The organism is Bartonella sp. HY328 (assembly GCF_025449335.1).
GTDB lineage: Bacteria > Pseudomonadota > Alphaproteobacteria > Rhizobiales > Rhizobiaceae > HY038.
Map to the genome: position 1 here is coordinate 1,227,712 of NZ_CP104883.1, position 25,031 is coordinate 1,252,742.

Genomic DNA, 25,031 nt, shown 5'->3' on the forward strand with positions numbered 1-25,031 from the left:
TCATTTAACCATATTGTTAATGGGACGTTTTTTCCAAATATGCTTTTTTGCGTTTTAGGATAAGGGTAGCCAAGATTGAAGTCCTCCGGTTCGATTTAATTTTTATTTTAATTGTGCGAAGTTACAAAATATATTTTAATTTTAACTAATTCGGTTAAGGCGAATTAGAAATTTCCCAGCAATAGCGATCACAGCTAACATGACGATTAATAGAATAAACACGATGACAAAACGGCCAGTGCTGACATTTACGCCAGCTACAGCCGCAAGCAGGATTGCAACGATAAAAAGAATGCTGCCAATATGCGGCCTGTCAATATTATAATCAATGGTTTGGTTATCAACCCCTTCAAAATATTCGACTTTGCTCATGCCACTCATTTTATTTACCCCTACTTGTATAGTATGGGTCCCTGCTGCAACATCAAGTTCTATCGTTTCATTATCCTTGATTTTGCCAATGTTTTTGCCATCTATCCAGATTTTATAAGCTTGTTTACGACCCAAATAGCTTTTACTGCGTTCAATGACGAGTTTTGTCATAATATTAGACCTTTTTTAAATAGTATTATATTAATCGATAAATGCCTTTTAGCTTAAATGTTTTATGTAAAATCTAGTAGATTAAATTGGTTAGAGTTTTATGAAGCAGTTATTTTCTACAATTATAAATTTTTTATTTTAACCACAATTGAAAAGGCGCAGCCTATATTTATGAGGATAAGTCGCTGTTAGCTGATAAAGCTGTTCCCCATTTTAAGTTTTATAGTTGTTGTTTAATCTAGAATTGTTTTATAATTTTAATGATTACAGTAATTTTAATTGAAATGCCGCAATTTTTCTTTATATGCTGTTGTAAACTAATGTTTTTCAATAAAATTTCTGCAATGGTAAATTACTAAAAAGAATCAGGAGACTATGCCCATGATGCGTCAATATGAGCTTGTTGAGCGCGTACAGCGGTACAAGCCGGACGTCAACGAGGCATTGCTAAATAAAGCCTATATTTACGCCATGCAAAAGCATGGAGCGCAAAAACGTGCAACTGGTGAAGCCTATTTTTCTCATCCTTTAGAAGTTGCTGCAATCTTAACTGATATGCGCCTTGATGAGGCAACTATTGCAGTTGCGCTTCTTCATGACACTATTGAAGATACAACGGCGACGCGCGCAGAAATAGATCAACTTTTTGGGCCAGAAATTGGCAAATTAGTTGAAGGGCTTACCAAGCTAAAAAAGCTTGATCTTGTTTCTAAAAAAGCCATCCAAGCGGAAAATTTGCGCAAATTGTTGATTGCAATTTCTGAAGATGTGCGGGTTCTTTTGGTAAAGCTTGCAGATCGCTTGCATAATATGCGTACCTTGGATGTTATGCGTGATGATAAACGCCGCCGTATCGCAGAAGAAACCATGGATATTTATGCGCCGCTTGCTGGCCGCATGGGTATGCAAGATATGCGAGAAGAGCTTGAAGAGCTTGCTTTTCGCTACATTAATCCAGAAGGTTGGCGCGCGGTCAAAGATCGTTTGGCAGAGTTGCAAGAGCGTAATGCCGATATTTTAACCACCATTGAAGATGAGTTGTCTTTCCTCTTTGCTGAAAATGGTATTGATGCGAAAGTAAAAAGTCGCCAGAAGAAAGCCTATTCGGTTTTCAAAAAAATGGAAACCAAGGCTTTATCTTTTGAGCAATTATCAGATATTTACGGCTTCCGTGTCATGGTGCATAAGGTGGCAGATTGCTATCGCTCCTTAGGTGTTATCCACACTACATGGCCAATGGTGCCAGGGCGGTTTAAAGATTATATTTCTATTCCAAAACAAAATGATTACCGCTCAATCCATACCACGATTGTTGGGCCATCGCGCCAGCGTGTGGAGTTGCAAATTCGCACCTACGAGATGGATGAAATCGCTGAATTTGGTGTTGCAGCACACTCTATATATAAGGATCGTGGTTCAGCCAATAGTCCGCAAAATTTGACGGGTGAAACCAATGCCTATGCATGGTTACGCCAAACTATTCAATCTCTGTCTGAAGGCGATAATCCAGAAGAATTTTTGGAACATACTAAGCTTGAACTTTTTCAAGATCAGGTTTTCTGTTTTACACCAAAAGGGCGGCTTATCGCTTTGCCGCGCGGTGCAACGCCGATTGATTTTGCTTATGCCGTGCATACCAATGTTGGCGATTCTTGCGTGGGCGTTAAGATTAATGGTCGTATAATGCCGTTGATGACCGTTTTAAAAAATGGTGATGAAGTGGAAATTATCCGCTCTAAAGCGCAAGTGCCGCCTGCTGCTTGGGAATCTATGGTGGTGACTGGTAAAGCGCGTGCGGCTATTCGCCGTGCAACACGCGCTGCTGTGCGTAAACAGTATTCTGGATTGGGTACGAGAATATTAGAACGTAGCTTTGAGCGCGCAGGAAAAAAATTTAACAAGGATGAGTTAAAGCCTGTGCTTTCGCGCCTTGCTCGCAAGGACATTGATGATGTCTTAGCATCCGTTGGCCGCGGTGAATTACCATCAAGCGATGTTATCAAAGCGGTTTATCCTGATTATCAAGATAGCCGTGCGACAACAAAAAGCAAAGCAAAACCGGGTGAAGAAGGTTGGTTTAACATTCAAAATGCATCTGGTATGATTTTTAAAGTACCTGGAAGTGAAAAGGCTGCTGGCGATGCAGATGATCGTGACGGGGATGAGCTTCAGCGTTCGCCACTGCCTATTCGTGGTATTCATGGTGACGTGCCGGTGCGGTTTTCGCCAGAAGGTGCAGTGCCCGGCGATCGTATTGTTGGTATTTTGCAGCCGGGCGCAGGTATCGTTATCTATCCAATCCAATCGCCAGCGCTTACAGCCTATGATGATCAGCCTGAGCGTTGGATTGATGTGCGCTGGGATATTGATGCCGCAATGACTGAGCGTTTTCCTGCACGCGTTAGTGTTTTGGCAATTAATTCGCCTGGCTCCTTAGCAGAAGTAGCGCAAGTTGTGGCAAAAAATGATGCTAATATCCAAAACTTATCAATGGTGCGCACTGCGCCAGATTTTACCGAGATTATTATTGATCTTGAAGTTTGGGATTTAAAACATTTGACCAAGATTATTTCGCAATTGAAAGAAGAAAATATGGTTAGCGGTGCAAAACGCGTTAATGCGTGATGCAAGGTCAATGTGATGCTTGAATATATATTAGCATGACGTTAATAACGCTATTAAATATGGCTCATAATGGGCTTATCGATTATTGCGGTTAATCGGTTTTGTTTTTTGCATTTTGACTGTTGTCCGTTAGGAAAGATGTCAAAGTGTAATGGTTTAAAGAAATGCGTTTCACTATTCATTTTTGCATGGTATCTGAAATTTGATATCAGTTTGTGAAAGTTAAGAGAACACGCGAATAGAATGAAGGAATTTTTTATGACAACTGATGATGTGCTTGATATTTTTCGCGAAGCAGGCGCCATTCTTGAAGGGCATTTTATTTTAACATCAGGACGGCGTAGTGGTACCTATATGCAAAAAGCCCATGTTTTTATGCATGCTAATTTGACTGAAAAATTATGCCGTGGTCTTGCTGAAAAAATTCGTAAAAATGTTGATGGAAAAATTGACTATGTTGTAGGGCCAGCGATTGGTGGTCTTATCCCTGCTTATGAAACATCACGTCATTTGAATGTGCCAGCCATTTGGGTTGAGCGTGAAAATGGCGAGTTCAAGCTTCGCCGTTTTGATGTTGAAAAAGGCGCACGCGTTGTGATTGTTGAAGATATTGTAACCACCGGTCTTTCTATTCGTGAGACTGTCGATTGCATGCGCAAGGCTGGGGCTGATGTTGTTGCCGCCGCTTGTATCGTCGATCGTTCCGCTGGCAAGGTAGATGTTGGTGTGCCGCTTATTGCTTTGGCTGAATATGAAGTGCCTTCATATGATGCAGATAATTTGCCTGAAGAACTTGCAAAAATTCCTGCAATTAAGCCAGGAAGCCGCAATATTTAACAATAAACTAAAATTATTGATTTTCAACAAAAGCAAAAATTGCTTTTGTTGAAGGTGTTTGAAATACCTATCTCTTGATTTTAATAGGGGAAGTTTCGGTCAGCAGGTTTAATTCTGCGTAAAATAGACCATTTGTTTTCATCGAAATGGCCGAACTGAAGCTCCAAATTGTCTTTTGTCGTTGTTTGCCATTCTTCATTTTGATTTGAACGAGTTTTCAAAACTGCATTTACATAGCAACGTATTGAGTTTTTTGTTTCGCTGATGCGCTCGCAGTTTTGTTTCTTTAACGACACTAGTTGCACCAGGTCTTTTTGTGGTAAACTTTCCTGTAGTAAAGAAAAAATTTCCTTTTCATCCGGTTCTTTTAGGTCACAACCTGTTAATGTTAAAATTATAGCAGCAGATATTGTGAGTATTCCAAAACGAAAATTCATTATAAGTCCTTTTGCTATTGTTGAAAGTAATATACGTTGCTCTGCTTTATTGCATACAAATATATTGTAATTATATATTTATCTCAATTTTATAAAAATAAACGGCAAATATATTTGTGTGACAATCATTCATTGATTGATCAATATTCATTTGTAAATTCTGATTAGGCGGAGCTATTGGGGGGGGATAAATGAAAACTAATAGCAATGACGCTATAACAGTTATAAAGGCGGCAGACTATTTTTTAGCTGATGTAGAGCTTTTTGCAAAAAAGCATTGGCTTGCATATTATGGCGAGTTGCAATTGCCCCAAAACGAATTGCCCTTATGGATTTTAATTGCAGAAAAAGCATCAATATGCGAAGCTCACCAACAATTGTTAGAGCTTTATCAGCCATTTTATAGTCGTCTTTTAAAAGTGCAGCTCAATATTTATTTTTACCGAAAACAAATGAATAGCAAATATTGTCAATTCTTTACTTTCCAAAATACGCAAGATTTTTTACGCGGACATATTGATGGCCAAATTTTAACAGAAGACACTTATGATAAAATAGAAAAGCATAATATAGAAATTTTCAACAGAATTTATTAACCGATAGGTGACTCTCTCGTTCGCCGAAAATAAGTCTATCTTACAAAAGCTTAACATTGTATGATAGACTTGAGTGGAACTATTTTAGTCGTAAAGCGTTTAGTATCTATGTTAGTGTGCGTTTTAGACGCAGGGCAATAAAAGACGATGTGATTTAAAAGACTGATAATCCTATTCGGGATGGCTTGTGGCATTGTTTTTAACAAATTATTTAAATAATAATGCCGTGCTTTTATTGTTGCCGTATTTTTTTTACGTTTAAGACGTGGTAGGGTTGTGGCTGATTATTCAGGGCAAGCAATTGTAGTTTTATATATTGTGTTAAAAAATGTCAGCCTTAGATGTTTGGTGAAATAATGTTGGCTGTTTGATTTATTTGCCATTTGTGGCGGTAGAGATAAACATTTAATTTAGAGTATTTAGACAGTTTTTCCGCTTGGCCAAGCCTTTATTTTGGATTGATCCATTATAACTTAAGGTCATCGGTTAATGTGATTGGAATATTCGTGCAATTGAATGTAAACGTTTAAATTGCCGACAAAGTAGGGTTGGGATTTTAGAAAGTGTTTAGGGAAATCAATTGTTGGACAGAATAAAAAAATCGACTTTACAGTCGGGCATGCTGTTTCAGCCTAATGACAGTTTAAGTTGCGAGAGCATGAAGGGAACTTTATGCGAAAATTGTCAAGTGCATGGTATTGCCATATGTGCATCGCTTGATGAGACAATGTTACGTGAGCTTGACAGTATTACTTCTGACAAAAAACTTGATACAAACCAAGAGCTTGTTCAAGAAGGTGACATCAAAAAATATGTATTTACTTTGCGCAGTGGTATGTTGCGGCTTGTTTCAACATTGTTTGATGGTCGCAGGCAGATCTCAGGCTTTATTATGCCCGGTGAGTTTATCGGGTTGATTGCAGAAGATTATTATACCCAAACGATCGAGGCGGTAATACCATCAACACTTTGCGTATTTCCACGCCACGAGCTTGATCAGATGATGGAGCTTTATCCACAAATGCGTGAGCGTTTGTTTGAGATGACGAGAAAATCACTATCAAGATCGCGTGAAAATCAGCTCTTATTGGGGCGGTTAACACCTATTGAAAAAATGGCTAATTTTCTTCTTATGTCGTCAAAGCGTGCGACTGAAAGTGGCTTAATCGATAATCCCGTTAATCTGGTAATGAATCGCAGCGATATAGCTGATCATTTAGGCCTGACTATTGAAACCGTGAGCCGTTGTTTTTCAAAATTGAAAACACAAGGGGTGATAAGATTAATTGATACCCATACGGTGCAATTATTAGATCGGGCGACCTTGCAACATCTTTCTGGTATGCGTGATAAACCTGCTTAAGGGAAATATGGCAGATCGGCGTAAAGCTTTTTCTATGAAAAACTAATAAATTACGCTATGCTAAGGCGCGCATATTTATGAAAGATGCGGCGATATGCCTTAATTGTGATGGGTAGAATTACTTTAAAGATACACCATTTGCATGTAATGGTGTAATGATAGAGATAGATAAAGATTTGGAAAGTTAAATTGGCGATGAATAAGGAAACTTTGCTGCATTATGCAATCCAAGCGGTGCCTCGCTATACCTCCTATCCAACGGCGGCAGATTTTGTTGCTGTGGGCGATGGTGAGCGAAAGCAGTGGCTTGGTGAGATTGCCAATGGTGAAGCTGTTTCTGTTTATATTCATGTTCCATATTGTACTGAGTTATGCCACTATTGTGGTTGCTTCACCAAGGCAATTAGACGCGAGAATGTAATTCAGGATTATGCTGATACCTTGGTAAAGGATATCCATCTACAAGCCGGTTATTTAAAAGGTCGTCCAAAGCTAGTTCATTTGCATTGGGGTGGTGGTACGCCTTCAATTCTATCTCCTGCTAGTTTTAAAAAGGTAATGGTCGCCTTAAAACAAGTTTTCGATTTCGATAAAGATGCCGAACATGCGATAGAACTGGATCCACGTACTGTTACGCCGCAATTGGCAAGTCTCATGACTTCTATCGGCGTTAATCGCGCCAGCCTTGGTGTGCAAGATATTAATCCTGATGTGCAAAAACTGATTGGCCGTATTCAGCCCGTTGAAGATGTTGAAAACGCCGTTAAAAATTTGCGTAACGCTGGCATCATGCGGATTAATTTTGATTTGATATATGGTTTGCCATTGCAAACCAAAGCCTCGTTAGAAGAAACCTGCCGTGTAGTAGGCTCGCTTCAGCCTGACCGGATTGCCTGTTATGGTTATGCCCACTTGCCGAAACGGCGCGCTAACCAACGGCTTATTGATGCGGCAACATTGCCTGGAGCTTTTGAACGTTTTGAGCAAGCAGAAGTCGTAGCAGATACTTTGGATAGTCTTGGCTATGTAGCAATCGGTATTGACCATTATGCCAAGCCGGATGATCCGATGACAATTGCCATGAAGGAAGATCGTTTACACCGCAACTTCCAAGGCTATACCGATGATAATTGTCCAACGCTCATTGGTTTTGGCGTTTCATCTATTTCAGAATTTCATAATGGCTATGCGCAAACTATTGCTGATATTGGTCAATATCGCCGCGCAATCGATGACGGCACTATGGCAACCAAGCGCGGTATTGCCCTTGATGATGAGGATCGTTTGCGTGCCAATTTAATCCGTGAAATCATGTGTCGTTTCCAAATCGATCTAGCAGATTATGGTGGCATCAAACATTTCCAACGCGAACTTGATAATATGGGATCACTCGTTAAAGACAATATTGTAACCATTGATGGTTCAATTATTTCGGTTACCGAGGAGGGGTTGCCATTTGTACGCACACTCGCGGCTTTGTTTGATACTTATCGCTCTTATGGGCAGGGGCAATTTTCAGCTGCTGTTTAAATTTTAAAAATTTTGAGAGATTATAACGTGCTAAGCAATGTACTTAGCGCGTTTTTTATTTTAAACTATTTTGATGTTGCAATTAGCATATAAAAGTCAGTTTTTGTAATTTTACTCTTCAGTATTGATATAATTAAATTAATTGCAAAAAAACATTGATGTCGTCTACTTCTAATAATTTAAGCGACTTCAATTTCGCTCACTTAATTTTTGCTATTAGGCCCTGACCCGAGGGGTGAAGTATCATCACCAATATGGTTGATATTATCTAAATTGCGAGCGCGGACAACCATTACAGTATCTAGCTCGCCATCGCCATTAAGGTCTTCTTGTTGAAGAAATTCAACCATCCAGAAATCGGGAATAAAGTCTTGTAATTTTTTTACCCTGCAAAGGCAATTGTGGAAGTTCTAATGTGCTTGCATCTTTATTAGCGCTTTGTTGAGCTAAGCCGCATTGGCATGTTGCTACAAAAAACATCATTAGGCAAAAAAAATCCAACAATAATCTTTGCCGATATTGACGTTTCACGGCTAGCTCAATGATGAGTTATAACTAATTGATAAAATACGATTACCGCACATAAAGCCCAACTGACATTGCAACGCATAAGACAGCTAATACAATGAGACCAAGATAAATTTTGGGGCGATCAAATAATATCGCAAAAGCTGAGAACCAACCAACAATACCGCCGCCGAGCGCGAAAAGAAATCCTGCTTTACTACCAACGGCAATATGCACAGCCATTAGGCCGCCAATGATTAACGCGCCAAATAGAATTAATAATGCGGTGGCGACTTTTTCATAATCATCCATGGTATTTCCTCTTTATCATGCCGCTTGCAAGGTCATATAGGTCTATTACAATTGTTCTACTCTATATCAATGCTGAACGAAAGATTTAAAATAGAGTGCTAACCTAATTTTCCTCGCATAAGAATATGCGGCAAATATGGCTTATCTATTTAAGTTAAAAATAAATAGATTTAACTTGGTCGTAAAATATTAACTAAGGCGTTCAAGCCGTTGGAGTAGACGGTGTAAAGTATCAATGGTGGAGGCATCCGCCACACCGTCAACAAGGGCTGGCCTAAAATGACGCTGGAATGCTTCGGTTACAATTTTAGTACTTTCATCAAAACTTCCAGTGATTTCTAAAGGATAGCCATAAAGTGCCAGCATGGATTGAAATGCTTCAACCGGCCGACCGCTTTCACCAAGGCTCATAAACCTGCCGCCGCCAAGTGGGCTTGGTAAGACAAATTGGCCAATGCCATTGTCAGCAAGGTCTTTCCATGGAAATTTTTCGCCAGGGTCAATTTTGCGCTCTGGTGCAATATCGCTATGGGCTAAGACATAGCGTGCGCCAATATTATGGCGATTTATGATGGATTGGCAAAGTTTAACAACCGCTTTAATTTGAAGCGAAGGAAAATCTGGAAAATTTCCAAGTGGTCCTTGATTGACAATTTCAATACCAATAGATTTTGAGTTAATATCATCTTGCCCTTGCCACATGCTTTTTCCGGCGTGCCAAGCACGCTTTGATTCGGCAACCATTTGCACAATAGTACCATCTTCACGCACCACATAATGACAGGAAACTTGTGAGGCAGGATCTTGTAACAGACTTTCGGCAGCTTCAGCATCATTCATGCCAGTATAATGCAAAATCAGAATATGCGGCTTAGTATTATTAGATCTTTCATTGAAATTAGGCGATGGGCGTAAAATTGCGCCTTCAAAATCAGGTCTATCCAAAACTTCGGTCATGTTAATATCAATTCTTTTTTAATCGAAGCCCAAGCGTTGTTAATGCGGGCAAGTCGTTCATTAGCAATTGCAGAAAATTCAGGTGGCATGCCGCGTGCAGCCAGCTTATCGGGGTGATGCTCTTGCACAAGCTTATGATAATGCTTGCGCGCTTCAGCAAAGGGCATCTTGCGGTTGATGCCTAAAACTGTCCACGGATCTTGCGTGCCATTTACGGAATGATAAGCGGTGATCGTTTCAAAACGGCTTGCAGTAATGCCAAATATTTCACTTACTTGGCGTAGAAAGTTCATTTCATCTGGATGAATGTAACCATCGGCTTTAGCTATATGGAATAGTCCATCAATAACATCTTCTAAAAGGCAGGATTCGCATTCGCTGTCTTTGCAAAGATAAACAATGCGCTTTGCGTAATAATCAAAGCCAGCAATATCGCCCTTTGCCAGCGAGAAAAGACGTGCCACATGGTTTAAGTCTTTTTCTTCCACGCTGAAAATTTCGTAAAATGCCTTAACTTCATTATCGGTAACGATACCATCGGCTTTAGCCATTTTGGCTGAGAGAGCAATCATCGCTACCGAAAACGCGACTTGCCGGCGTTTCTCAGCATCCCCTTCAAAATAAGTGCGGACACTTTCAATCACCGTTGAAAAAGCCTCGCTTGCATGTTGTAAAATGCTACCAAGCAGTGACCAAATAGTGTTGGAATTATTATCGCTCACCCGCCAAGGCCTCCAGTGGTTTGTGCTGGATAAAAAGCTTTGCGTGCGCTTGTTGCGGCTGCCTCACCAGCCTTTTGCGCGTTGTCATCGCTTTGGCCGGTAGCTTTGGCAGCTGCAACTGCATCTTGGCGTGCTTGCTCAATTGCTGATTCGCGCTCTGCATCACTCATGGTTGCAGGTGTTTTGGGTGGCTCTGGCAAATTTATCGGTGAGCCATCAGGTAAAGTTTCCCCTTGGGTTGGGATAAGGGGGGAGCCACCTAAAAATATTTTTTGCCCGATATAGGCACCAATACCTAATATCATGAACAAAATAAGGACAAGAATAACTCTTCCCCACCGGATTCTTTTCATTCCATCACCGCTATAAAAAAATATTTGTTAATATATGCCATTCTTTTACCTTTTTATGCAATGCTTAAAGGCACTTGTTCCAAAAAGGAAAGAATTCAAGTGGTCAAAACGAACAATTATTTTAAATTTACCAATTTATTTACTTCAAAAGCACAGTCTATGACTAAAGCAAAATTATCTAATTGTGAAGCTGCTGCAAATCATGATTGTGCTAGAAGTAAAGTTTTTAGATGGAAAACATGGCTAAAACACGATTTTAAGCCTTTATCTATTTTTACTAAGATCATGGCTTGCGGTGTTTTACTTTTGCCGAGCGCTTGCGGCTCGATGTTTTCTGATCTTGGCGACTTGAAATCACAAAGCCAATTTAAAGGCGAGCGTAGTGGAGCAGGCCCGCGTTTTGAAGATAGTAACCCCCATGAATGGGCAGCACGTAAGCCATGGCATTATCCTATCCATGGTACTGATATTTCAAAATATCAGCGCGAAATAGATTGGAATGCGGTTAAGCGCGCTAATATTTCTTTTGTCTTTATTAAGGCAACTGAAGGTGGTGATAGGGTTGACGATAATTTTGCAATGAATTGGCAGCGTGCTAAAAATGTAGGTATGCCACGCGGTGCCTACCATTTTTATTATTTCTGCCGTCCAGCAAAAGACCAAGCACGTTGGTTTATTGCAAATGTTCCCAAGGATAAAAGCGCACTTCCACCAGTTCTCGATATGGAATGGAATGACAAATCACCAACCTGCAAATTGCGTCCTGATCCTGAAACCGTGCGCCGTGAAATGAAAGTGTTTCTTGATATTGTTGAGCGCCATTATGGTAAGCGTCCAGTTATCTATACAACGGTTGATTTTTTTGACGAAAATAATTTACGCTTGTTTAAAGCCTATCCCTTCTGGCTGCGTTCAGTTGCTGGCCATCCCGATGAGAAATACAGTGCCCATCCTTTCACTTTCTGGCAATATACCGGTACGGGTGTTATTCCTGGAATTGAAGGCAATGTCGATATTAACGTCTTTGCTGGCAATCGTGAGCAATGGGCAAAATGGATTAAATAAGTCAATGCAATAATTTCGATAAAGAGTTTTTGAAAGGAAATAGTAATGCCGCGTCCAACAGATAAAGCTAGTTTACAGCACCTTGCTGAACAAAACTATCAAAAGCTATACCATATGATAGATAGCTTATCAGCTGAGCAGCAATTAGGGCTATTTCCTTTTGATGATCGCGATAAAAATATTCGCGATGTGCTCATTCATTTATATGAGTGGCATCAATTATTGATACATTGGGTTGAAAATAATTTAGCGGGTCATGATGTCGCTTTTTTACCAGCGCCTTATAATTGGAAAACCTATCCGCAAATGAATATTGAATTTTGGCAAAAACATCAATCAACTCCATTTGAGACAGCAAGAGCTGATTTTGAAAAAAGCCATCATAAAGCAATGCAGCTTATCGAGCCGCTTAATGAGGAGCAGTTATTTACCAAGAAATTTTATAAATTTACCGGATCCACCAATTTGGCTAGCTATGTGATTTCGGCAACAAGTTCGCATTATGATTGGGCGTTAAAGAAAATTGGTAAATATTGTAAAATGTTAAATGTAAAATAAATGCTTTTACATAGCGTGTGTTTTAAAGCACTGTGATAAATCATTATATTTAAACTATACACCATGTTGATGGCGGTTTTGTTTTGCTTATTCTTGCTTATCAATTTAACAGCTTGTTTTATTAGAGTTATTCCAAAAATTTTGGTGCGCTAAATCAGATCACTGGGGATAACTAAAGTTTGTGCAGATTGAAGTACTAAAATTAGCAAGTTCCTATTTAAGGGGCTTGCTATTTATCAAATATTTTTTATTTCCTTAGCTAAAGTTCTATTTTATTTTGGCTATGATTAGGCTAAATAGTTTAAGTACTGTTTTGAAAAAATTATTATAATTACCAACATTCGCGCAATGTTTGATAAGGCTTGGTAAAAGAGCCAATAGGATAAAAATGCTTTTTAATAAGATATCTTTGATTGCTTTATCAGCTATGATGGGCTTTAGTTTCATTCAAAATGCAAATGCTCAAAATACTCCTGAGCAAGCTGCAAATGCGGCACAAAGTTCAACCTGTGGCGGTAATTTAAAAGACTGGCTCGATGGTGTTGCTAAAGAGGCTAAGGCACAGGGGGTGAGTGATCATTCTATCCAAGAATTATATGATGCACAAATAGATGAAAAAGTATTGGGGCGCGATCGCTCGCAAGCTATTTTCAATCTTACCTTTGCGGATTTTTCCAAGCGGGTTATTTCCGATAATCGCCTACAAAAAGGGCGCGAAAACCTTGTAAAATATAAAGCAATTTTTGATAAGGCAGAAGAAACTTATGGTGTTCCTGGCCCAGTAATTGCAGCATTTTGGGGGTTGGAAACCGATTTTGGTGCAGTGCAAGGCAATTTTAATACTTTAAATTCCTTAGTGACATTGGCTCATGATTGCCGTCGTCCTGATTTATTCCGTCCACAAGTTATTGCTTTGCTAAAGCTTTTTGATACTGGCGTTGTCGATTCCAAAACTCAAGGTGCTTGGGCAGGTGAAATTGGCCAGATGCAACTTTTGCCAAAAGATTATCTTGAGCGCGGTGTTGATGGTGATGGCGATGGCAAGGTAGATTTACGAAACAGCACTGCTGATGCTATTATGACAGCGGCACGAATGATTAGTGAGCTTGGTTGGAAACGTGGTCAGCCTTGGCTTGAAGAAGTGCGGGTTACTGGACAAAATGTACCTTGGCAAGAAGCAACTCGTCAAAATCGCAAACCCCATTCGCAATGGGCAAATTGGGGTGTTTCTGGGGTGCAAGGACCACTTGGTGCAGATGATGGTGATGCATCACTAGTATTGCCAATGGGGCGCAAAGGGCCAGCCTTCCTTTCCTATGATAATTTTGATGTTTTTGTTGAATGGAATAAATCCATCGTCTATGCCACAACAGTCGCTTATTTTGCTGCACGATTAAACGGCGCGCCAAGTTTCGAGCTTGGCAATCCTGATGCTGGCCTATCAACGGATGATATGAAGGCATTGCAAGAAAAATTATTGGCACGTGGCCATGAAATTGGCAAGATTGATGGTGTTTACGGTGCTTTAACCCGTGATGCTGTAAGAGCCGAGCAGTTGCGCCTAAATATGCCAGCTGATGCTTGGCCAACCCAAGATTTGTTAGAAAAATTATAATCTTTTAAGATAAAAACATCATGCGCCTTTTGGTGGTGCATGATGTTTGTTGTTTCTGACATTGCTATTTAATTAAGATAATTCGTAAATCATTGACATTAGTACCAGTTGGGCCGGGGATAAATAAATTATCAATCGCGTAAAATACTGACCATGCATTATGCTGTGCGAGAAATTTTGCACCATCAATACCAGCTTTTTGCATGACTGCAATGGTGTTAAAATCACAAAAAGCCCCAGCATTATCCTCTGAGCCATCAATACCATCAGTATCTGCCGCAAAGCCATAAATGCCGTTAATGTCTTTTATCGTTAAAGCAAGCGATAGCAGAAATTCGCTATTGCGGCCGCCTTTTGCGCCTGCCTCAATATCACTTTGGCTAATGGTTACAGTTGTTTCACCGCCAGATAATAATATTGCCGGTTTTTGAAATGGTTGATTGAATAGAGCAATTTCTTTAGCAATGGCGCCATGCATTTTGGCAATTTCGCGCGCTTCCCCTTCAATTGCATCTGATAGAATATAGCTGTTAAAGCCAGCATTTTCACAAAATTGCTTGGCAGCAAGCAGTGACTGACGGGCCGAAGCAATGACATGAACTTCGTTGCGTTGAAATGCTGGGTCATTGGGGAGGGGCGCATCTTCATCATCATTGGCAAAATAGGCGATGATATGGTCTGGCAATGCTATTTTATAATGAGAAATATAGCCGCGCGCCTGCTCTTTGCTAATATGATTTGCGACAGTTGGCCCTGATGACACAAAAGACGGTTCGTCACCTGGAATATCTGAAACAATGAGCGAAACCACCTTGGCAGGGGACGCCGCTTTGGCAAGTCGTCCGCCTTTGATCTGCGAGAAATGTTTACGTATAGCATTCATAGCGTCAATCGGTGCGCCACTTGCCAGTAAAGCTTTGTTGAGTAAAATATCATCATTAAGTGACATGCCTAGCGGCGGTAAGGGTAGCAGAGCTGAACCTCCACCACAAATAAGGGCAATGACAAGATCATCTTCACTAAGATTGTTGACGCTTTCTAGCAGTTTTTTGGCTGCAATAAGTCCATTTTCATCAGGCACGGGATGTGAAGATTCAAGTACGGAAATATTGTTGCATGGGGTCGCATAACCATAGCGCGTAACAACTACGCCCTCAACTTCGCCATTGCCGGCTTCGTGCCAAAGCTTTTCAAAAGCGGCGGCCATTTGCGCAACGCCTTTACCAGCACCAATGATAATTGTTCTGCCTTGTGGTTTTTTAGGTAAATATTTTTTTAAAGCAAGATATGGATCTGCTGCGGTAACGGCTATGTTAAAAATGTCTTGAAAAAATTGTTTATGCATGAGCTCCCCTCTCTATAGACACAAAAAACCAGATAACCGATTAATGTCAGCTATCTGGCTATTATAACGTGAAAGACGAATAATACTAATATTTTAATATATGCGATGAATCCGGCTTTCAATAGTCAAAGAGGGGCGCAATGCCTATTTAAAATTCTGTTCGGCAGCAATTGCTTCAATTACTGCTGGACGTTGGCCAATACGCTGATGAAATGCTTGGATTGCTGGGAAAGCCGATAGGTCAAGCCCTAAATGTGGTGCCCAATTTAAAACGACAAAAAGATAAATATCAGCAAGAGAAAAAGTATTATTGGCTAAATATTGTGCTTTTTCTAACTCGATTTCAACGGTTTTTAAACGGGTCTGGATTTTTTCAAATGATTGCTTTTTGTATTCTTCTGGCGTAGCTGGGTAAAAAAGTGGGCCAAAACCTTTATGTAATTCCGTGCCGATGAAGTTGAGCCATTCTTGCACCTTTGCACGCTCAAATGTTCCACATGCAGGGGCAAGGTTTTTAGCTTGACTATTATCATTTAAATATTGAGTAATCGCTGGGCCTTCGGTAATGATGCGTCCATCATCTAGTTCCAATGCTGGTACATAACCTTTGGGATTTATGTCAATGTAATTGCGACCATCTGATGTCGCTTTGCTTGCTAAATCAACTTTAACCAAGTCAAGTTTAATACCCAATTCACAGGCCGCAATGTGAGGGGATAGAGAACAAGCAAACGGGGAAAAATATAGCTTCATGATCATATTCCTTAATGTTGGTTTAGTTGAACTTTTAACAATGATGAATATAAATAATATTTATTAAGCTAGAAGATGGTTAAATATCGACAAATTGTCGCATTTCCATTGACAATACCTAAATGCTAAACTTTTTACAATTGATAATAAATTCACTTCAATTTTATCAACTAATAAGATCCTTATATTGTGCAAAAATCGGTAAATTGATTTTTAAATGATGATAGTGGTTAAAAGTTTGCGCTTAAAATCTGTCTCATGTGGCTTTGCACAGCAAAATGATATGTTTTATAGTTTTTTTAGAGCTTATTTAATTTAAATCAGGTGATTTTTTGCCTCTTTATTGATCTTTTATAAAAATTGGTTAAAACTTAGGCTTAAGAAAATCAGGAGTTTGCTAGTGTCGCTACTAAATACCCCTTTCACTGTTGGTGACGTGACTATTCGCAATCGCGTTCTGGTTGCGCCGATGTCGGGTGTGTCTGATTTACCTTTTCGGTTGCGAGCTTGGCAAGCGGGAGCGGGTCTAGTTGTTTCTGAAATGGTGGCAAGTGGCGAATTGGTTAGCGCGCGCAAAGAAAGTCATTTGCGCTTATCATCCGATGGTATTGGTCAACATGTTGTGCAACTAGCTGGCCGTGATCCCTCTCTTATGGCAGCGGCTGCTCGTATTGCACAAAATGAAGGCGCCGACATTATTGATATTAATTTTGGCTGTCCTGCTAAAAAAGTAACAGGTGGCTATTGCGGCTCAGCCTTAATGCGAGAGCCTGATTTTGCTTTGCAGCTTGTTGATGCGGTTATTGGTGCTGTTAATGTACCAGTCACGGTTAAAATGCGTCTTGGCTGGGATGATGAGAGTATTAATGCTCCTGAAATTGCACAACGCTGCGAAAATGCGGGCGTTGCAATGGTAAGCGTTCATGGGCGCACCAGAATGCAATTTTACAAAGGCAATGCCGATTGGCAGGCAATTAAAAAAGTGCGTGAACGTATAAAGATACCGCTAGTTGCTAATGGTGATGTTACGTGCGTAGAAGATGCATTGAAGCTCATGGAGATTTCAGGGGCTGACGCTGTTATGGTGGGGCGTGCTTGTTATGGGCAGCCTTGGCTTGGTGGCTTTATGGTTGATGGATTTATGCCTGATGATATTGGAGCTTATGCAATCAGCCATTATGAAGATATGCTATCCTATTATGGAGTTTTTGCAGGTAAACGTCATGCCCGTAAGCATCTTGATTGGTATATATCGCGCCATAGTGCAGGGCTTTATAGTGCCGATGAGCGTATGGCGTTAGTCACTGAGCTTGAGCCAGAAAAAACAATTACTCTACTTGCGGATATTTTAGGGCGCGCAAACAAAGATAGTGACGATCATAAGCAAAGGGTGGCATGATGGATAATGGAAATTACGGGGCGCAAAACTTTCCCCCAAAAGATATTCTTGCTGCTTTGGTCTTGGATGCTGTTTCTCATCCTGTTGTAATGGTGGCGAGTGGTGGTTTGATTTGCTATGCCAATAGCGATGCAGAGCAGTTTTTTAAAACAAGCGCAAGCACTTTAGCCAAAAGTCGTTTGGCGCAATTCTTACCCTTTGGTAGTCCACTCTTAACCTTGGTCGATCAGGTACGGCAAACTAAAATTCCAATAACTGAATATAGAGTTGACATTTCTTCGCCCAAGCTTGGGCGCGATAAATTGATTGATGTATTTGTGCATCCTGTATTTGAACCGCAAGGGGCTGTGGTTATTCTATTTCAAGAAAAATCGCGAGCTGAAAAACTTGATAAACAAATGACCCATCGCGGCGCGGCGCGCTCTGTCACCAGTCTTGCGTCAATGCTTGCTCATGAGATTAAAAATCCATTATCTGGTATTCGTGGGGCAGCCCAATTATTGGAGGCGGTGGTGGGCGATGAGGATCGCTCGCTTGCCCGTTTGATCCAAGACGAAACCGACCGTATCGTCGCGCTGGTTGATCGTATGGAGGTGTTTTCCGATGATCGACCCATTGAGCGTTTTCCAGTCAATATCCATCTTGTTTTAAATCACGTAAAAACAATTGCTAAAAGTGGCTTTGCGCGCAATATCCAGATTATTGAGCATTATGATCCATCCTTACCGCCGGTCTTTGCTAATCGTGATCAGCTTATCCAGATCTTTTTAAATTTGGTCAAAAATGCTGCGGAGGCATTGCAGGGACGTGAAGATGGCGTAATTACACTTTCAACCGCCTATCGTACAGGTATTCGCTTGTCGGTCCAAGGGCAAGGCCATAAAATCGCATTGCCGATGGAATTTTGCGTCGAAGATAATGGCCCTGGTGTGCCTGAAGATATTATGCCACATCTTTTTGATCCCTTTATTACCAGTAAGGTTAATGGCTCGGGCCTTGGTCTTGCATTGGTTGCTAAGGTGGTTAATGATCATGGCGGGGTAATTGAATGTGATTCAGAAGTTGGGCGCACGGTTTTTCGCATTTTAATGCCGATGTGGCGACCGCAAGACGCGCAAATTCAAGACGTGCAGGTTGAAGATACGCAAGGTGTTAAGCAGGAGATTGGGATATGAGCAAGGGAACAATTCTAGTCGCTGATGATGATGCAGCCATTCGTACCGTATTAAATCAAGCTCTATCACGTGCTGGATATGATGTAAAAGTAAGCCCCAATGCTGCAACTCTTTGGCGGTGGATTGCCGCAGGAGAGGGCGATCTTGTTGTAACTGATGTTGTTATGCCTGACGAAAATGCCTTTGATTTTTTGCCGCGCATAAAAAAAATCCGCCCTGATATGCCAATTATTGTTATGAGCGCGCAAAATACCTTTATGACGGCTATAAAAGCATCGGAAGCAGGGGCTTATGATTATCTGCCAAAGCCTTTTGACTTAAGCGAACTTATTGCAATTGTTGGCCGCGCTATGGCGGAGCCGAAAAAGCAAGCCGATGTTGCAAAAAATGACGATGTTGGCGATACAATGCCATTGGTGGGGCGTTCGCCAGCCATGCAAGATATTTATCGCATTTTAGCGCGTATGATGCAGACAGATCTTACCATCATGATTACGGGTGAATCGGGTACCGGTAAGGAATTGGTTGCGCGCGCTTTGCACGAATATGGTCGCCGCAAAAAAGGCCCTTTTGTTGCAATTAATATGGCTGCAATTCCAAAAGATCTGATTGAATCTGAACTTTTCGGCCATGAGAAAGGCGCATTTACCGGTGCGCAAACCCGTTCAAGCGGTCGGTTTGAACAAGCCAATGGCGGAACGCTTTTTTTAGACGAGATTGGTGACATGCCAATGGATGCACAAACTCGTCTTTTACGTGTTTTACAGCAAGGCGAATATATGACAGTTGGTGGTCGTACACCAATTAAAACCGATGTGCGTATTGTAGCTGCCACCAATAAGGATTTGCGGCTGTTAATTAATCAAGGACTATTTCGCGAAGATCTTTATTATCGCTTAAATGTTGTTCCCTTGCGTTTGCCTGCCCTTCGTGAGCGGGCGGAAGATATTCCCGATCTTGTGCGGCATTTTTTCAAAAATGCTGCTGAAGATGGTCTGCCGGTAAAATATATCACCAGCGAGGGGCTGGACCTTATGCGCAGTTATAGCTGGCCAGGCAATGTAAGAGAGCTTGAAAATTTAGTGCGCCGTTTAGCCGCTTTATATCCCCAAGAAGCCATCAATGCCGATGTGATCGAGGCGGAGATTAAACCTGATCGCCAAAAAGATGCCATGGCTGGTGCAGATAGCGCAGTGCTTGAAACAATATCAATTGCGCAAGCTGTCGAATTTAATATGCAACGCTATTTTGCCTCTTTTGGTAATGATTTGCCACCCGAGGGGGTTTACCACCGTGTCTTGGCTGAAATGGAATATCCATTAATTTTGGCTTGTCTTACTGCAACGCGAGGTAATCAGATTAAAGCGGCAGAATTATTGGGGCTTAACCGCAATACTTTGCGCAAGAAAATCCGTGATCTTGGTGTGAATATTTATCGCGGCATGAACGGCAATTAAAATAATCTAAATTGTTGTTAAGTTAATATAAATGACATATAGCAAGAACCATCTATTTAAGTTTATGTTTTAATTATTTTTTTTTGTGGTAATGTAAGTTTGAGGAAATGGGTAATCCATTTTAGCTTAAATATGTCCAGTAATGCATGGTAAAAGAGTTAAGATTTTTTCTTGTCAATTAAAAATTAATATGTATATAGGTTGGCATTATTGATGGACTTACGTGCTTTGGTAGGATAAATCCATCATAGTTCAATCGCTTTTACCCTTTAGGTTAAGCTATTGAATAATCAGATGGCCGAACTTATATCATGGTTTGGTAGTGTTTGAAAGTTCACCCATTAGTGGGTGCTAACGAGATTGAGAGATCAACGGCGATGGCTAAGAGCAAATTTGAACGTAATAAGCCGCATGTTAATATCGGCACAATTGGTCACGTTGACCATGGTAAAACCAGTTTGACAGCTGCGATCACCAAATATTTTGGTGAGTTTCGCGCTTATGACCAGATTGATGCTGCACCTGAAGAAAAGGCACGCGGTATCACCATTTCAACTGCACACGTAGAGTATGAGACAGAAAACCGTCACTATGCTCACGTTGATTGCCCAGGCCACGCTGACTATGTTAAGAACATGATCACCGGTGCGGCTCAGATGGATGGTGCTATTCTTGTTGTTTCTGCAGCAGATGGTCCAATGCCACAGACCCGCGAGCACATTCTTCTTGCTCGTCAGGTTGGTGTTCCTGCAATCGTGGTTTTCCTTAATAAGGTTGATCAGGTTGATGATGAAGAGCTTCTTGAGCTTGTTGAATTGGAAGTTCGTGAACTTCTTTCAAAATATGATTTCCCAGGCGATGAAATTCCTATCGTTAAGGGTTCAGCTCTTGCAGCACTTGAAGACAGCAACAAGACCATTGGTGAAGATGCAATCCGTCTTCTCATGAGCGAAGTTGATGCTTATATTCCAACGCCAGAGCGTCCAATTGATCAGCCTTTCTTGATGCCAATTGAAGACGTGTTCTCAATTTCAGGTCGTGGTACTGTTGTGACTGGCCGTGTTGAGCGTGGTATTGTTAAAGTTGGTGAAGAAGTTGAAATCATCGGTATTCGTCCAACTTCAAAAACCACTGTTACTGGCGTTGAAATGTTCCGCAAACTTCTTGATCAAGGTTTGGCTGGCGATAACATTGGTGCGTTGCTTCGCGGTGTTGATCGTGAAGGTATCGAGCGTGGTCAGATCTTGGCAAAGCCAGGTTCAGTAACACCTCATACAAAATTCCAAGCTGAGGCTTACATTTTGACGAAGGAAGAAGGCGGTCGCCATACTCCATTCTTCACAAATTATCGTCCTCAGTTCTATTTCCGTACAACAGACGTGACAGGTATTGTTACGCTTCCTGAAGGTACAGAAATGGTTATGCCTGGTGATAATATTTCTGTGAATGTAGCTTTGATCGTTCCAATCGCAATGGAAGAGAAGCTCCGCTTCGCTATTCGTGAAGGTGGTCGTACCGTTGGTGCGGGCGTTGTAGCGAAAATCATTGAATAGTTAAAAAAACATTTGCTATGTGGAGAGAATCAAGTTATTGACCTCCACACAGTTTACAGGTTAGATCATTAAATGATCATAGGGGTATAGCTCAGTTGGTAGAGCGACGGTCTCCAAAACCGTAGGCCGCGGGTTCGAACCCTGCTGCCCCTGCCAAATAAGCCCAGACATTTTGTCTGGGCTTTTTTATTTCTATATTCTATGTTCAATTGCGGATTACAGTGTTAAGAGCGTGCATTAAATAATCTTGCAATTGATTTTGTAAGCTGTGATTTAATCATTGGGTATTAGTGGGGCTGCTTAACCTTGCACTTATCAATATATTGTAAATTGCTTTTTAACTGCGGGCAATGTTTCTTGGGTGTGCTATAAGTTTAAAAGTTAGGCCTTGCTGTTTTCCGTAAATATGCATCAAAATGCTAATAGATTTTTACATGAAGCACTGGTGGTTACCATCGTGTTGGCTAAGGTGTTTAAGGTTTGCGTTAAGGCTTGATTGTGTGTAGTTCGATTAAGGCTCGTTTTTTCCTTGCAAATTTTAAATTATTAACTATTATATCGCCAATGTTCGGGCGCGTAAGGCTGTTTAGCTTTTCGCGTCTTAAATCTATGTGGTGATTATCGTATTGATATGCCACTTAGTTTATGATTCGTGTTTTAATTTGGTTCTTTCTGAGTCTCTTTTATTGAGTAGGGCTATAAATGGCATCCAAGACAAACCCATTCACTTTTTTTAAGCAAGTTCGGGCTGAAGTTGCTAAAGTGACCTGGCCAAGTCGTCGTGAGACAGTTATTTCCACCATCATGGTATTGGTGATGGTTGTTGTAGCTTCACTTTTATTTTTACTTGTTGATTTTTTGTTTTCAAACGGTGTGAATTTGGGTGTTGGGCTGCTAAGTGATTTAATTAAGTCTTTTATGGGTTGATGGTGAGGTTTTATGGCTGTGGCAGCGCGTTGGTATATTGTTCAAGCTTATTCAAATTTTGAAAAAAAGGTTGCTGAAGCAATCCAGAAGGAAGCAGATTTAAAAGGTTTAACGCACCTTGTAGAGAATATTACAGTTCCTGCAGAAAAGATTGTTGAAATTCGCCGTGGGCGCAAAGTTGAATCTGAGCGTAAATTTTTCCCAGGCTATGTTCTTATTCGCGCGCATCTAACAGATGATCTTTTTCATTTGATTAAGAATACGCCACGGGTAACTGGGTTTTTAGGGTCTGATTCTAAGCCGGTGCCGATTTCGGATCGTGAAGCTGATCAAATTTTGATGCAGGTTCAAGAACGTGTTGAAAAACCAAAGTCAGCCTTGCGCTTTGAAGTAGGTGAGCAAGTTCGCGTTTCTGATGGTCCTTTTGCTTCGTTTAATGGCATTGTTCAAGAGGTTGAGGAAGAGCGTTCGCGCTTAAAAGTTGAGGTTTCAATTTTTGGTCGTGCTACCCCTGTTGAGCTTGAATATGATCAGGTTGAAAAGCTTTAAGTTTTAGTAAAGCTATTGAAGAATCGCTCGAAAGAGTGGTAAAGCGCGCAAGCGTTTTAGTTTAAACGCAATTTTTGCGTTTTGGGCGGAAGAAAGAAATTGCTTTAGCCGGCATTTTGTTTTGTACCGCCAACTGCGTGCCGAATGATTTCGGTTTTGGTTCCGTTAATTACGGATAATTTTATATAAAGGCAGATGTAGTATGGCTAAAAAAGTAGCAGGCCAGCTCAAGTTGCAGGTGCCAGCAGGTTCGGCGAATCCTTCGCCGCCAATCGGTCCAGCTCTTGGTCAGCGTGGTATTAATATTATGGAATTCTGTAAGGCGTTTAATGCGTCTACGCAGGATATGGAAAAGGGTTCACCTATTCCAGTTTTGATTACTTATTACCAAGATAAGTCTTTCACATTCGTATTGAAAACTCCTCCAGTTAGCTATTTCATCAAGAAAGAAGCTAATTTGAAGTCTGGTTCAAAAGAGCCAGGTAAGATTTCTGCAGGTACGATTAGTCGCGATAAGGTTCGTGTCATTGCTGAGGCCAAAATGAAAGACCTCAATGCAAATGATATCGAAGCAGCGATGCGTATGGTTGAAGGTTCCGCCCGTTCAATGGGTATTGAAGTGGTGGGTTCATAAGATGGCCAAGATTTCAAAAAGAATGAAAAAAATCCGTGAGGGTTTAAATACAGATAAGCTTTTTTCGCTTAACGAAGCTATTGCTCTTGTTCGTGAACGTGCTGTTGCTAAATTCGACGAAACAATTGAAGTTTCGATGAATCTTGGCGTTGATCCTCGCCATGCTGACCAAATGGTTCGCGGTGTGGTTAACTTGCCAAATGGTACTGGCCGTACAGTGCGCGTTGCTGTGTTTGCTCGTGGCGATAAGGCTGAAGAAGCAAAAGCTGCTGGTGCAGATATCGTTGGTGCAGAAGATCTTTATGAAGCAATTAATGCTGGTAATATTGATTTTGACCGTTGTATCGCAACTCCTGACATGATGCCACTCGTTGGCCGTCTTGGTAAGGTGCTTGGCCCACGCGGCATGATGCCAAATCCAAAGGTCGGTACGGTTACTCCAGATGTTGCTGGTGCAGTTAAAGCATCGAAGGGCGGCGCTGTTGAATTCCGTGTTGAAAAAGCTGGTATTGTTCATGCTGGTATTGGTAAAGCATCTTTTGGTGATCAAAAAATCGCTGAAAACATTCTTGCTTTTGCTGATGCGGTTATTAAAGCAAAGCCTGCAGGTTCCAAGGGTGAATATGTGAAGCGTGTTGCTGTTTCATCAACTATGGGCGTTGGTGTAAAGGTTGATCCAGCTTCGGTTCGTCCAGCTCAATAATATTAAAGTTATTTAAAAAAATGCACTCGGGGACTTAATTGTTCCCGGGTGCTTTTTTATAGAATTTTTTTTTCTTTACAAAATCCCAAGCTTGAAATTTTCTTAATGTGACATATGTCATACTTGTAAGCATGTCTTTTTAACTGGAGGCGTTATATAGTTTGCATCGGGTGTCCATATTGGTTCATTGTAATTATTTTAATGAATTTATAACCTTATGCTTGCAATTTAGTTGTGAAAGTTATACATGCGAAATGTTGATCGCCTGATTTTTAGAATCAGGAGGTCTTTTTTGCTAGAAGCAAAATACCGGAAACATTCCGGAACATCCTGTCCGAGATTGCGGGTGGTGTAAGATTTTTCTTATATCTTAATCTGTGAAGCCTGCATGAGACTGGGTTAGTAGAGCTTTTTAATGGATTTTTCTAATTGGAAAGTTTGAACCAGAGTTGCCTTTGATTGTGTATGCATGAAGAAGGGGACAGGATCCTCGATAGTCACGTGATTATCATGTGG

Annotated in this window: 25 protein-coding genes and 1 tRNA gene; 17 read left to right on the plus strand and 9 right to left on the minus strand. The window is 40.8% G+C overall.

The genetic code is table 11. The features are described from left to right. Positions 1–141: 141 nt before the first annotated feature. Entirely contained in the window at positions 142–543 is a 402-nt protein-coding gene (locus tag N5852_RS05150) for a DUF2846 domain-containing protein (RefSeq protein WP_262099359.1), read from the minus strand. Positions 544–924: 381 nt separating this feature from the next. On the opposite strand from N5852_RS05150, the gene N5852_RS05155 reads away from it, so the two are divergent. Both N5852_RS05155 and pyrE read left to right on the plus strand, forming a co-directional pair. Continuing rightward, a complete protein-coding gene (locus tag N5852_RS05155) occupies positions 925–3,168 on the plus strand; it encodes a RelA/SpoT family protein (protein WP_262099360.1) in 2,244 nt (747 codons plus the stop codon). 258 nt (positions 3,169–3,426) lie between these two features. Beyond that, positions 3,427–4,005 carry an orotate phosphoribosyltransferase gene (gene pyrE, locus N5852_RS05160; RefSeq protein WP_182418984.1) on the plus strand — a complete coding sequence of 193 codons (579 nt, stop codon included), beginning with the start codon at positions 3,427–3,429 and terminating at the stop codon, positions 4,003–4,005. 80 nt (positions 4,006–4,085) lie between these two features. Here pyrE and N5852_RS05165 read toward each other — a convergent pair whose 3' ends face one another. Continuing rightward, on the minus strand, positions 4,086–4,442 hold the full coding sequence (locus tag N5852_RS05165; protein WP_262099361.1) for a hypothetical protein: 357 nt from the start codon (positions 4,440–4,442) through the stop codon (positions 4,086–4,088). 191 nt (positions 4,443–4,633) lie between these two features. Here N5852_RS05165 and N5852_RS05170 point away from each other — a divergent pair, with 191 nt between their 5' ends. From N5852_RS05170 to hemN, 3 genes are all read left to right on the plus strand, one after another. After that, complete coding sequence (locus N5852_RS05170) at positions 4,634–5,038, plus strand: hypothetical protein (protein ID WP_262099363.1); 405 nt, start codon at positions 4,634–4,636, stop codon at positions 5,036–5,038. Between the two features lie 580 nt (positions 5,039–5,618). Further along, positions 5,619–6,401, plus strand: coding sequence for a cyclic nucleotide-binding domain-containing protein (locus N5852_RS05175; RefSeq protein WP_262099364.1), 783 nt, complete (start codon positions 5,619–5,621; stop codon positions 6,399–6,401). A gap of 195 nt (positions 6,402–6,596) precedes the next feature. Beyond that, positions 6,597–7,931 carry an oxygen-independent coproporphyrinogen III oxidase gene (gene hemN, locus N5852_RS05180; protein ID WP_262099693.1) on the plus strand — a complete coding sequence of 445 codons (1,335 nt, stop codon included), beginning with the start codon at positions 6,597–6,599 and terminating at the stop codon, positions 7,929–7,931. Positions 7,932–8,134: 203 nt separating this feature from the next. Here hemN and N5852_RS05185 read toward each other — a convergent pair whose 3' ends face one another. From N5852_RS05185 to N5852_RS05205, 5 genes are all read right to left on the minus strand, one after another. Further along, on the minus strand, positions 8,135–8,281 hold the full coding sequence (locus N5852_RS05185; protein WP_262099365.1) for a hypothetical protein: 147 nt from the start codon (positions 8,279–8,281) through the stop codon (positions 8,135–8,137). A 223-nt stretch (positions 8,282–8,504) separates the two neighbouring features. Then, positions 8,505–8,750, minus strand: coding sequence for a hypothetical protein (locus N5852_RS05190; RefSeq protein WP_182418989.1), 246 nt, complete (start codon positions 8,748–8,750; stop codon positions 8,505–8,507). Positions 8,751–8,939: 189 nt separating this feature from the next. Further along, the gene (locus N5852_RS05195) at positions 8,940–9,707 is read right to left on the minus strand and encodes an N-acetylmuramoyl-L-alanine amidase (protein WP_262099366.1); all 768 of its coding nucleotides are present in this window, start codon (positions 9,705–9,707) and stop codon (positions 8,940–8,942) included. Next, positions 9,704–10,429 carry a J domain-containing protein gene (locus tag N5852_RS05200; protein WP_262099367.1) on the minus strand — a complete coding sequence of 242 codons (726 nt, stop codon included), beginning with the start codon at positions 10,427–10,429 and terminating at the stop codon, positions 9,704–9,706. The genes N5852_RS05195 and N5852_RS05200 overlap by 4 nt, the downstream gene beginning before the upstream one ends. After that, a complete protein-coding gene (locus tag N5852_RS05205; protein WP_182418991.1) occupies positions 10,426–10,782 on the minus strand; it encodes a hypothetical protein in 357 nt (118 codons plus the stop codon). Before N5852_RS05205 ends, N5852_RS05200 begins: the two co-directional genes overlap by 4 nt. 285 nt (positions 10,783–11,067) lie before the next feature. On the opposite strand from N5852_RS05205, the gene N5852_RS05210 reads away from it, so the two are divergent. The 3 genes from N5852_RS05210 (at position 11,068) to N5852_RS05220 (ending at position 14,020) form a co-directional block, all read left to right on the plus strand. Beyond that, complete coding sequence (locus tag N5852_RS05210) at positions 11,068–11,847, plus strand: glycoside hydrolase family 25 protein (RefSeq protein WP_262099694.1); 780 nt, start codon at positions 11,068–11,070, stop codon at positions 11,845–11,847. A gap of 45 nt (positions 11,848–11,892) precedes the next feature. After that, on the plus strand, positions 11,893–12,405 hold the full coding sequence (locus N5852_RS05215; RefSeq protein ID WP_262099368.1) for a ClbS/DfsB family four-helix bundle protein: 513 nt from the start codon (positions 11,893–11,895) through the stop codon (positions 12,403–12,405). A 388-nt stretch (positions 12,406–12,793) separates the two neighbouring features. Then, a complete protein-coding gene (locus N5852_RS05220) occupies positions 12,794–14,020 on the plus strand; it encodes a lytic murein transglycosylase (protein WP_262099369.1) in 1,227 nt (408 codons plus the stop codon). Positions 14,021–14,084: 64 nt separating this feature from the next. On the opposite strand, the gene N5852_RS05225 is transcribed toward N5852_RS05220, so the two are convergent. Both N5852_RS05225 and gstA read right to left on the minus strand, forming a co-directional pair. Further along, the gene (locus tag N5852_RS05225) at positions 14,085–15,365 is read right to left on the minus strand and encodes a glycerate kinase type-2 family protein (protein WP_262099370.1); all 1,281 of its coding nucleotides are present in this window, start codon (positions 15,363–15,365) and stop codon (positions 14,085–14,087) included. Positions 15,366–15,509: 144 nt separating this feature from the next. Then, positions 15,510–16,118 (minus strand): glutathione transferase GstA, encoded by a 609-nt coding sequence (gene gstA, locus N5852_RS05230; RefSeq protein WP_262099371.1) that lies wholly within the window; start codon positions 16,116–16,118, stop codon positions 15,510–15,512. A 394-nt stretch (positions 16,119–16,512) separates the two neighbouring features. Between gstA and dusB the strand changes: the two genes are divergently transcribed. From dusB to rplA, 9 genes are all read left to right on the plus strand, one after another. Then, positions 16,513–17,517, plus strand: a complete 1,005-nt coding sequence (dusB, locus tag N5852_RS05235; RefSeq protein ID WP_410004232.1) for a tRNA dihydrouridine synthase DusB — start codon at positions 16,513–16,515, stop codon at positions 17,515–17,517. Continuing rightward, positions 17,517–18,692, plus strand: coding sequence for a two-component system sensor histidine kinase NtrB (locus tag N5852_RS05240; protein WP_262099696.1), 1,176 nt, complete (start codon positions 17,517–17,519; stop codon positions 18,690–18,692). Before dusB ends, N5852_RS05240 begins: the two co-directional genes overlap by 1 nt. Beyond that, positions 18,689–20,149: a nitrogen regulation protein NR(I) gene (gene ntrC / locus N5852_RS05245; protein WP_262099374.1), complete on the plus strand. Its 1,461-nt coding sequence runs from the start codon at positions 18,689–18,691 to the stop codon at positions 20,147–20,149. The genes N5852_RS05240 and ntrC overlap by 4 nt, the downstream gene beginning before the upstream one ends. A gap of 377 nt (positions 20,150–20,526) precedes the next feature. Continuing rightward, a complete protein-coding gene (gene tuf / locus N5852_RS05250; RefSeq protein WP_182419000.1) occupies positions 20,527–21,702 on the plus strand; it encodes an elongation factor Tu in 1,176 nt (391 codons plus the stop codon). 80 nt (positions 21,703–21,782) lie between these two features. Beyond that, positions 21,783–21,858: transfer RNA gene (locus N5852_RS05255), tRNA-Trp, on the plus strand. A gap of 546 nt (positions 21,859–22,404) precedes the next feature. Beyond that, a complete protein-coding gene (secE, locus tag N5852_RS05260) occupies positions 22,405–22,629 on the plus strand; it encodes a preprotein translocase subunit SecE (protein WP_262099375.1) in 225 nt (74 codons plus the stop codon). Between the two features lie 18 nt (positions 22,630–22,647). After that, positions 22,648–23,178, plus strand: a complete 531-nt coding sequence (gene nusG, locus N5852_RS05265) for a transcription termination/antitermination protein NusG (RefSeq protein ID WP_262099697.1) — start codon at positions 22,648–22,650, stop codon at positions 23,176–23,178. Positions 23,179–23,380: 202 nt separating this feature from the next. Continuing rightward, entirely contained in the window at positions 23,381–23,812 is a 432-nt protein-coding gene (gene rplK / locus N5852_RS05270) for a 50S ribosomal protein L11 (protein WP_182419003.1), read from the plus strand. Position 23,813: 1 nt separating this feature from the next. After that, entirely contained in the window at positions 23,814–24,515 is a 702-nt protein-coding gene (gene rplA, locus N5852_RS05275; RefSeq protein WP_262080009.1) for a 50S ribosomal protein L1, read from the plus strand. Positions 24,516–25,031: the final 516 nt, after the last annotated feature.